Genomic DNA, 10,084 nt, shown 5'->3' with positions numbered 1-10,084 from the left:
CGGCAAGCCGCCACATAGAGAACGGCTCCGCTGACGCTCCGCCAAATTCCCCCGCAAGCGGGGGAATTGCATTCCGCAAGCGGAATGCTGAAACGATGTCAATTCGCGCAAGCGCGAATTGACCGGGATCCCGCTTGCGGGATCCCGAACTGCTGGCAGCAAGGGGAGGGTGTGCCGCGTTCGGGGTCGTGTAGGTTCTGGGATTCCCAGCCGCTACCCACGATCGAGGTGACCCGGCATTCGCTCCGGGAGGCTTCTCCCTCCCCTAGGCGACGGGCTCCGCTGCGCTCCGCCCGGACTATCTTTCAACTCCTCGGGGCGTGAAATGACTTCCGGAATTATACCTCTCGGCTGCCGCACTCCGCAGCCAAACCGGCGAAGCGTCAACACGACGATGCAGCCATCTGAAGCTGGATGCATCACAGCGATGCACTGTGTATCGTTTGGAGGTGTACCGCTCCACCAACCTGTCCAGGCGTCGCATTCCTTGAGAAGGAGAACACTTCGAATGGCTATGCCTCGGGGAGATCTCCGCGATCACCAAATCGAAGCCGTTGACGCCATCATCCGTGGCTTCGACATTCCTCCCGGAAAGCGGATCCCGGCGAACGGTCTGCGTGGGCAGATCATCGCGGCGTGCGGGACAGGAAAGACCGTCATCGCCGCGTTCGCCGCACGGCAGATCGTCCCCCGCGGCCGCGTCCTGGTGCTCGTGCCGACCCTCGACCTGCTCGTGCAGACGGTCAAGGAATGGCACAAGGTCGGCCACACCGGGCCGGCGGTCGCCGTCTGCTCCTTGGACGACGACCCGGACCTGTGGAACCTGAAGGTGCGGTGCACGACGAACCCGGTGCGTCTGGCAATGTGGCACGGCACCGGACCTGTGACGATCTTCGCCACCTACGCGTCATTGGGGGCGCTGGCCGAGGCGTTCGAGGGCGTGTACGGGCAGAAGCTCGCGCCCATGGACCTGGCTGTCGTGGACGAGGCGCACCGCACGTCGGGGTCGCTGGGGAAGGCGTGGGCAGACATCCACGACCAGACGATCATTCCGGCGGTGCGCCGGCTGTACCTGACGGCCACGCCGCGCATCTGGCAGGAGCGGCCGCCGTCGTGGGAGGTGCGGGAGGGGGTGCGGGAGGCGTTGCCGGAGGAGATGGCGGCGTCGATGGATGATGAGTCGATTTTCGGGCCGGTGTTCTACAAGCTGTCGCTGGCGTCGGCGGTGACGCGCGGCCTGCTCGCCCGGTACCAGATCATCGTGCTGGAGATGCAGGATCCCGAGGTCACCCCGGAGCGGCTGCGCGGCCCGGAGCGGCACGCGGAGGAGATCCGGGGGCAGCGGCTGGCCGCTCTTCAGGCTGGGCTGCTGCGGACCATGGCCGAACACGGACTGAATACCTGCATCACCTTCCACCACCGCACGATGGAGGCGCAGGCGTACGCGGAGGGCTTGCCGGCGGTCGCGGCCAAGCTGCACGCCGACCAGCCGGAGACCTACCCCAGGAAGGTCTGGGCGGACTGGCTGTGCGGGGAGCACCCGGGCGAGCGCCGACGGGACGTCCTGGCCGGGTTCGGCACCACCGCGCAGCGGGCGGTGCTCTCGAACTGCCGTGTCCTTGGCGAAGGCGTCGACATCCGGGCCGTGGACTCCGTTGCGCTGCTCGACCCCAAGGGCGCGCCGCACGACATCGTCCAGGCCATCGGCCGAGCACTGCGGCAAAAGCCGGGTGAGGGCAAGCTCGCCTCGCTGATCGTCCCGGTGTTCCTCCAGCCCGGTGAGCAGCCGGAGGACATGTTCACCTCCGGCTCGTACCGCCCGCTCGTGAGGGTATTGGCTGGGCTCCGGGCTCATGATGAAGAAGCGATCGAATTGCTCGCGGTGCCGCAGGAGCCTCGGAAAAGGGTGGTTCAGCCGTCGGTCTGGATCGGCCCGGCACCGGAAGAAGGTGAGGAGGAATCCCGTCTTCTGCTGCGTTTTGCGGCGCCGCGGGATCCGGTGATGGTCGCTGAGTGGGTCAGCTTCAACGTGATCGACACCGAACGGCAGGACTGGGCGCGGGGCTACGCCGCCCTGCGCCGGTACGCCGAACGTGAATCGCACGCCCGTGTGCCCTACGACCACAAGGAAGGAGCCCAACCGCTGGGGCAGTGGGTCGCAGAACAGCGCCGCGCCTACGGGGCGGGGCAGATGAGCGCCGTGCGGGCCGAGCGGCTTGAAGCCCTCGGGATGGTGTGGGACGCGGTCGACGCCGCGTTCGAGGAGAACCTCGCCGCGGCGCGCGTGTACTACGAGCAGCACTTCTCGCTCTGCGCTCCCCGGACAGCGACGGCGCTGGACAAGCCGATCGGGCAGTGGCTGTCGAATTTGCGCCGGCCCGGCGCCCTGGCCGCGCACCCCCAGCGGGAGGAGGCCCTGGCGGCAATCGATCCGGACTGGAACCCTGCCTGGCCCGTCACCTGGCAACGGCACTACGCCGCCGTCCGCGAACTCCTCGCCGAGGAGGACGCCCGGCTCGCCGACGTCCTGCCAGGCGTCACCGTCCACGGCATGGACGTCGGGCGCTGGCTGGAGCGGCAGCGGGAGCACGCGGTGTGGCAGGGGCTGATGGAGGGGCAGCGCGAGCGCCTGGAACAGCTCGGCATCACGCCGCTGCCTCCGGTGGGGGCGCCTGCCAAGGCGCGTAAAGGTGGCTCAGCCTTCGAGCGAGGTGTGGCTGCTCTGCGGCAGTACAAGGAGCGGGAAGGCACGCTGGCGAGGATTTCGCGTTCGCATGTTGAGGTCGTGCGCTACGACGGTCAGGACGTCGAGGTACGGCTTGGTGTGTGGCGCAGCAACATGCGTAGCCGGCGGGCATCGCTCCCGGAGGAGCAGCGGAAGCAGTTGGCGGATCTCGGCCTGTTCGAATGAGGACGCTGCTCCGGGCGGGCTGTGACGCGTCTTGCCGATTGGCTTGTTATACCCATTACCGATGGGCTGATGAGCTGTTTGTGATGGTGTGCAGAGGGCAGGGGCGAAGCGGGACGGGGTGGGGGTGGCGTTGGCCGGTGTGAGGCCGGTCGACGTGCTGTTCTGCGAGGCGGGACGGGAGCCAAGGTGTCTGCGGTGGTCGGAGGCGGCTGCCGAGGTGGCCTTCGAGCAGTGTCCGCCGCTGAGGCCGTTCCCGGTACGCAAGGGCAAACGGCTGGCACCGGGGTGGTGGTGGTCGGCGACCACCGGGCGGCTGGTGCACTACGGGTCTGCAGCGATGCGGCTGCACGTGATGCTGCTCGACCGCGACCCACGCGTCGGCGGTCTGGCCGCCCGGCCGCTGGAATTGCGGTGGCCTGAGATGGGCGGGGTGCGTGCGCATGCTCCGCAGTTGATGCTCCGGCTCACTGGTGGCCAGGGGGTGCTGGCCGACTGCACCACGGGAGGAGAGCTGTCGCAGCATCAGCGGTCTCTGGCGGCGGTGGTCGGGGAGATCTGTGCGGCGGTGGGCTGGCAGTACTGGGTGCTCGGGCCGGTCGATGCGGTCTACCGGCGCAACGTGGCCTGGCTGGCCGGGTACCGGCATCCGCGGTACCACGGTGGTCGGCAGCTGGCCGCCGCGCTGCAGGAGGCGTTCGCCGAGCCGGCGCCGCTGTGGGAGGGCGTACGCGGTATCGGAGATCCGCTGCTGGTGCTGCCCGCGCTGTTCCATGCCTTGTGGGCGGGGCGGCTTGCGGCGGATCTGGGTGCGGCGATGCATGAGCGGATGCTGGTGTGGGCGCAAGCTGCGGGATGAGGGCAGGGAGCGGGGTACCGGGTTGGCCAGCGGTGGAGCTGGGGTGCCGAGTGCGGTTCGGGGGACGGATCTGGACGGTGGCGGCCCTTGCTGGCGGTCAGGTGCAGCTGGTCGCCGAGGACGGTGAGGTAGCGGCGCTGCTGCTGTCGCTGCTGTTCGCCGATGCGGGATTCGAAGTCCTGGATGCGGCAGAGGTGCCCAGGGTGCCGCCGCTGGGCTTGCTGGAGTCGTTGCCCGAGGCGGTGCGGGAGCGGGCGCTGGCGTGGGAGCGGCACGTGCGGGAGGTGGAGACGGGGCGGCCGGGTGGCGACGCGGCGGGAGCGCCGCGGGCGGAGTACGACCCGGGTACGCGGACGTTGGCTCAGCGGGAGGAGGCGAAGGCGACAGAGCTGTCGGCGGCGGGGATGCGCACCAGCGCGGTGACGGTGCGGCGGATGCGGGCCCGTTACCGCCGGGAGGGAGTTTGGGGGCTGGTGGACCACCGGGCCACACGGCCGCGGACTGCGCTGGGGCGAGCGGACGAGCGGGTGGTGGCCGCTGTGCAGGAGGTGCTGGAGGCGGGGCAGGAGCGCTCGGGCGGGACGCTGGGGCGGCTGCGGGTGTACACCGAGCGGCTGCTGGCCGAGCGGCATGGGGAGGGTGTGGTGCCGCTGCCGTCGAGCGCGACGTTCAACCGGCTGGTGCGCGCCCTTGCCGACGGGCGTGGGCTGCTGGGCGGTGCCCGGCAGCGCCGGTGGCGCTCGGCACGGCCGGCTCCGCCGTTCGTGCCGACGACGGTGATGGCGCCGGGTGAGCTGGTGATGATGGACAGCACTGTGCTGGATGCCTTCGTGGTGCTGGACGACGGGGTGGTGGAGCGTCCGGAGCTGACCATCGCGCTGGATGTGGCGACCCGCAGTATTTGCGCGGCTGTGCTGCGCCCGAAGGGGACCCGCAGTGTGGACGCGGCCCTGTTGCTGGCGCAGATGATGGTCCCGGCGCCGATGCGGCCCACCTGGCCCGAGGCGCTGGCGATGGAAGCGTCGGTGGTCCCCTACGAGCGGCTGCTGAGCGTGGACGCCCGGCTGGAGGGGGCCGCGGCGCGGCCGGTGATCACTCCGCAGACCATCGTGGTCGACCAGGGCAACGTGTTCGTCTCGTCCTCGTTCATCGCCGCGTGCGAGTCGCTGGGCGTCTCGGTGCAGCCTGCTCCGCCGGGCAACGGGCCGGCCAAGGGGCACGTGGAGCGCACCTTCTCCTCGATCAAGACGCTGTTCGTTCAGCATGTCGCCGGCTACACGGGCGCGCACACCGGCGAGCGCGGCCAGGACACCGAGGATGAGGCGGTGTGGACGCTGGCCCAGTTGGCCGAGCTGCTCCAGGAGTGGATCGTCTGCGGATGGCAGGTGCGCGAGCACGACGGGCTGCGGCATCCGATGATGCCGCGCCGTGCTTTGTCGCCGAACGAGATGTGGGCTGCGCTGGTGGCCGTGTGCGGGTACGTCCCGGTGCCGTTGGGACGCGAGGACTACATCGAGCTGATGCCCGTCAAGCGGCAGAAGATCAACGACTACGGCATCCGCATCGACTACCGCACCTACGACCACAAGGTCCTCAACCTCTACCGCGGCGAGCGCTCTTCGGCGGCGGACGGCCTGTGGGAGATCCACTACGACCCGCACGATCCCGGCCAGGTCTGGGTACGTCTGCCGGCTCGTGATTGTCCGCAGGGGGACCGGTGGGAGCCGGTGTCATGGATCCACCACACCCTGGTCAACGCGCCGTTCACCGACTTCACCTGGCAGCACATCCGGCGTACCGTCGCCCGGCGCGCAGACCGCGTCCAGCACGAACACGACCTGGCGCTGGCCCTGCGGGAGCTGCTGGAACGCGCTGCCGCCGGGCACGGCACCCGCCGGGAGAAGGTCGTCGCCGCCCGGGCCCGCACCGCTGGCAACGGGGGTGAGGTGTGGGGGATCCTGTACGGCCAGCAGCCGGAGGCCGGGGCGCCCGAGCTTGTCGATGAGAACGTCTTCGACGACAGCGAGGACGACGAGGAGACCCTGACCGAGGACGACGCCTCGGGCATCTGGTCGGCTGAACACGCACAGCCGAGCGGCTCCTCATCCGCTCCGGTGCAGGAAGCCGGCGTGCCTGCTCCACGCCGCCCCCAGGTCACGGTCTACGACCCCTTTGAGGAGTCTCTGCGTTGGTGAGCCCGCTCTCGAACGACGCCGCCGGGTTCGCCCCGCTGGCCCCTCCGACCGTATGGCAGGGATGGGACGCCTTCGTCCACCGGGCCCCGGCACCCGTACGCGACGCCGCCGACCCCGCCTGGTCCCAGGCCGAGCGCGAGGACTACCACTCCGAACTCGCCGTCATGCGCACTCCGGCCATGGACAGCGTGTTCACCGCCGTACGCCGGCTCCTGCTGGTCAACCGCCGCCAGCAGGCCGGCGTCCGCCGCGGTCTGATCATCTCCGGCCCGGCCACGACGGGTAAGACCACGACGATGATGGCGCTCGGGCGTTCCTTCCAGCTGGCCGACGCCCGCCAGCACCCAGGACAGGCAGAGCGCAGGCCTGTGCTGTTCATCAGCGTGCCGCCGGCCGCCACCCCGAAAATGCTCGTCAGCGAGTTCGCCCGGTTCCTCGGCATGCCCATCACCGACCGCCTCAACCAGACCCAGATCACCGGCGCCGTGTGCGACCTGCTGTGCGAGCTGGGCACCCAACTGGTCCTCATCGACGACGTCCACCTCCTGGACACCCAGCGGCGCGCCGGAGCGGAAACCTCCGACCAGCTCAAGTACCTCGGCGAACGCATCCCGGCCACGTTCGTCTACTCCGCGATCGACATCGAGACCTCCTCACTGTTGCGTGGGGTGCGCGGGGCGCAGATCGCCGGCCGTTTCAAGATCTTCCGCCACCGCCCGCTGCCGTATGCGACCGAGCAGGACCGGGCGGTCTGGGACGACCTGGTGCGGGCCATGGAAGACCTGCTGAGGCTGCGCGCGCACCGCCCCGGAACCCTTCTCAAGCACGCCGCCTACCTCCACGCCCGCACGGGCGGGCGGATCGGCAGCCTCTCCCATCTCATCCGCGAAGCCGCCCTGGTCGCCATCACCGAAGGCACCGAGCGGATCACCAAGCAGCTGCTGAGCGAGGTGGAGCTCGACGCAGCAGCCGAAACCCAGGCACGGCCGGCCCGTCCCGCACGGCGGAGGTAGGGGGCATCCGGCATGGCACACCCGCGCAGCATGACGGCCCACGTCCGTAGGCCCGGGAACGGGCGAGCGGGACGCAAGCCGGCAACATCCGGCGGGCTCGTGCCCGCCATGGCCAGCGGCGCGGCAGGACGGGTTGCTCCGCTGCATGGAGAACTGACGCTGTCGTTCCTGACCAGGGTCGCCGCCCGCTACCACCTCGGCATCCGTGACGTGCTTGCCGCCGTCGCCGACGTCGGCGGCCTGCAGAACCTCACCGGCATGCTGTACCCGGACAGCGAGATCCACCTCAACGCCCAGGCACGCGCCCGCGTTGCCGTGCTCTGCCGTGTTGCGCCGCACGTACTCGAGCGGGCGCTGCCCGCCTGGACGCGGGAAGAGCCGTGCGGCAAGTACGGGGCCGGCCCGGTCGGGCGGCTGATGCGCGGCGAGGAAGCCGTCGGCCCATGGGGCCCGGCCTGCCCCGCCTGCACCGCCGCCCACACAGGGCGCAACATGCCCGCACGCCGGTACCTAGCGCCACAGGAGCGCGTCTGCGCACGCCACCGCTACTGGCTGATGTTCCTGCCCGGAACCAGCGGCCTGCCCGTGTCCCTCGGCCGGTGCCCGGAGGTGATTGAAGCGCAGCGACGGCATGCCCGGCTGCTGCACCGCTCCTCCGCCGGAGCGCAGGCTTTCGACGTCGCCCGCGCCATCACCGGCTCCTGGTGGGACCAGCCCTGGCCGGGCGAGGACCGGGCGTGGCCGGCCCGCCTCGAGGCCACGCGACCGAACGACGCCGATCCGGGCTGGTGGAAGGTGGCCGCCCGCGACCTGATCACCTACCCCGAAACCGTTACCCTCGCCCGCCTGCTGGCCGGCCGCTCCTTACAGCAACGCATCATTACCGCATCGTGCGGCCATCTCCCCTACAGACTGGGCGAGCTACCCCAGTTGCTGACCGAAATCGCCGACCAGTCTGGGCGGCCGTGGCTTGCCCACCACCTCGCCGCCGTCACCCACGGGCCGCTGTTCACCTGGGCCCACTCCTGCGTACGCACCCGCGCTGCTTCGGGGGCTGCCGCACAGAAAGCGCTGTGGAGGGTGCATTCGGCACACCGGCCCCGCCCCCTCAGCGACCTCCTCCCCCACCTGCCAGCCGCCGACGACACCCCGCTGGCGGCCCAGCCGAAGCCGGCCAAACGGCTACGCAGCCACAGCTTCCAGGCGGAGCACGCTTTCGAAAGGAGCCTCGCGCACGCCTGCGTCTACCACCAGCGGCACGGGCACCTGGCCGTCCCCAAGGAAGACGAGCCCGACGACTACCCGCTGGGCACGGTGCTGTCCAACCTGCGCACCCGCCACACCAAAATGCCCACCCACCAAGCCGCCGCCCTCCACGCGCTCTACCCGTGGTGGAACGCGCCCTGGAGCACCCTGTGGCAACGCACCTGGCACCAGGCCCGCGACCACGCCGAAGCCCACGGCCCGCTCGAGCCCGCCAGCGGCTTTCCCACCACCAGCTACAGCCTCGGCGAATGGCTGTACCTGCAGTGCACCCGCTACCCCACCCTCCATCCCGAACAACAACGCCTCCTCACCCAGATCGGCATCGACGCCACCGCGGCGGCCGCTGCCCGGCCCCGACGGCGCAGCTACGCAGAACGCTTCCAGATAGGGCTGGCACACGCCCGCGCGTTCGCAGACGTCCACGGCAATCTCGCCGTCGTCACCCACACGGCCGTGCACGACGGCTATCCGCTCGGCCAGTGGCTCGCCAACCAGCGCAATCACCGGCGCTCCAACCGCCGGCCCATGCCCACCGACCGGGCACAGGCCCTCGCAGACATCGATCCCTGGTGGAACCCGCCTTGGCACCTGACGTGGCAGCGTCACTACTACCGGGCCCGCGACGCCGCAGCCGGCCGCCTCCTCCAGGCCGAGGACGGCTTCAATAACCTCGACGACTCTGGTGCGGCCGACTGGTTGTGGCACCAGTGCGCCATGTACGACGAACTCCACCCCCAGCAGCGGCAAATCCTCGCCGACATCGGCATCACCACCAAGGTAGCCCGCATCGCCCTGGAACAGGCACGTACCGCCCCGAAGACGCCGGCTGCAACCCCGTCCCCGGGAATGGAAGACCAGGCTGGCCACCCCACAAGGGCTGCAGACCCGGCGGCTCCCACCGGTCGCCGCCACACGCGGCGTGCCGCCGAGCCGAAGCGTCCCCGCCAGCCCCGCAGCCGCCTCGGGCACCGCCCCGATCTGAGGCCGGGCTTCGAGACGGCCCTAAGATATGCCCGGGCCTGGCACGCCGAACACGGCCACCTTGCCGCTCCCCGTGACACCCGGCACGACGACTACCCCCTGGGCATGTGGCTGTTCAGCCAGCGCAACCGCGCCAAACAGCGCGCCCGATCCGGTACGCCGCCCTCACCCCACCTGTCCGAGCTCGCCGCGATCGACCCGTGGTGGAACCCGCCGTGGGACCTGCACTGGCAACGCAACTACTACCGCGCCCGCGACCACGTCCTAGCAGGCCGCCCCTTCGACCCCGCCGCCCGCGTCCCTGCACCGAGCACCGTCCTGGGCAGCTGGATCACCCGGGCCTGCCTGCAATACCACCAGCTCCACCCAGACCAACAACACCTCCTGAACGCCATCGGCATCACCGCTCAGACAGCCGCACAGTGGCCGCCCAGCCCCCGCCCCCGGCCCCACGCCGAAGCACTCGCTCATGCCCGTACCTGGGCAAGCGAACACGGCCACCTCTGCCCGCCGATCAAGACCGTCCACGACGGCTTCCCCCTCGGCGAATGGCTCGACAGCCAACGCCAACTCGCGAAGAAGCGCAGCAGCCCCTCCCCGACCCAGCAGGTACTCGCCGCGATCGACCCCTGGTGGAACTCTGGCCCATCCTGTGGCAACGCGCCTACCACCACGCACACACCCACCCCCGCCACCCGGCCACCCGCCACTGGATCGACAACCAACGCCGCGGCTGGCTACTCCTCCACCCCGACCAACAACACCTCCTCACCCACATCGACATCCACCCACCGACCTGAATCGCCAGCACCGGTATCGGAGCCGGTGTTGCACGCCGTGGGGCGGAGACCCCACGCGTCGG

5 protein-coding genes are annotated in these 10,084 nt (G+C 70.2%); all 5 read left to right on the top strand.

The window, feature by feature from the left end; all coding sequences use genetic code 11:
* The first annotated feature begins 508 nt into the window (after positions 1-508).
* Positions 509-2,911, top strand: coding sequence for a Helicase associated domain protein (locus tag AB0K09_RS23200; protein ID WP_366067293.1), 2,403 nt, complete (start codon positions 509-511; stop codon positions 2,909-2,911).
* A 139-nt stretch (positions 2,912-3,050) separates the two neighbouring features.
* Entirely contained in the window at positions 3,051-3,767 is a 717-nt protein-coding gene (locus tag AB0K09_RS23195; protein WP_366067294.1) for a TnsA-like heteromeric transposase endonuclease subunit, read from the top strand.
* A 77-nt stretch (positions 3,768-3,844) separates the two neighbouring features.
* Positions 3,845-5,962: a transposase gene (locus tag AB0K09_RS23190; protein ID WP_366067292.1), complete on the top strand. Its 2,118-nt coding sequence runs from the start codon at positions 3,845-3,847 to the stop codon at positions 5,960-5,962.
* A complete protein-coding gene (locus tag AB0K09_RS23185; protein ID WP_366067291.1) occupies positions 5,956-6,975 on the top strand; it encodes an ATP-binding protein in 1,020 nt (339 codons plus the stop codon). Before AB0K09_RS23190 ends, AB0K09_RS23185 begins: the two co-directional genes overlap by 7 nt.
* A gap of 108 nt (positions 6,976-7,083) precedes the next feature.
* A partial coding sequence (locus AB0K09_RS23180; RefSeq protein ID WP_366067290.1) for a Helicase associated domain protein occupies positions 7,084-10,084 on the top strand: 3,001 nt, incomplete at its 3' end.

Origin of the sequence: Streptomyces sp. NPDC049577 (genome assembly GCF_040675635.1) — a bacterium.
GTDB lineage: Bacteria > Actinomycetota > Actinomycetes > Streptomycetales > Streptomycetaceae > Streptomyces.
The sequence above is the reverse complement of the archived record's forward strand: the minus strand, read 5'-3'. Positions and strand labels throughout refer to the sequence as shown.

Bases quoted from the DNA above. Each gene is read 5' to 3' on its own strand.
- AB0K09_RS23200 (WP_366067293.1), top strand. From the start codon at position 509: ATGGCTATGCCTCGGGGAGATCTCCGCGATCACCAAATCGAAGCCGTT.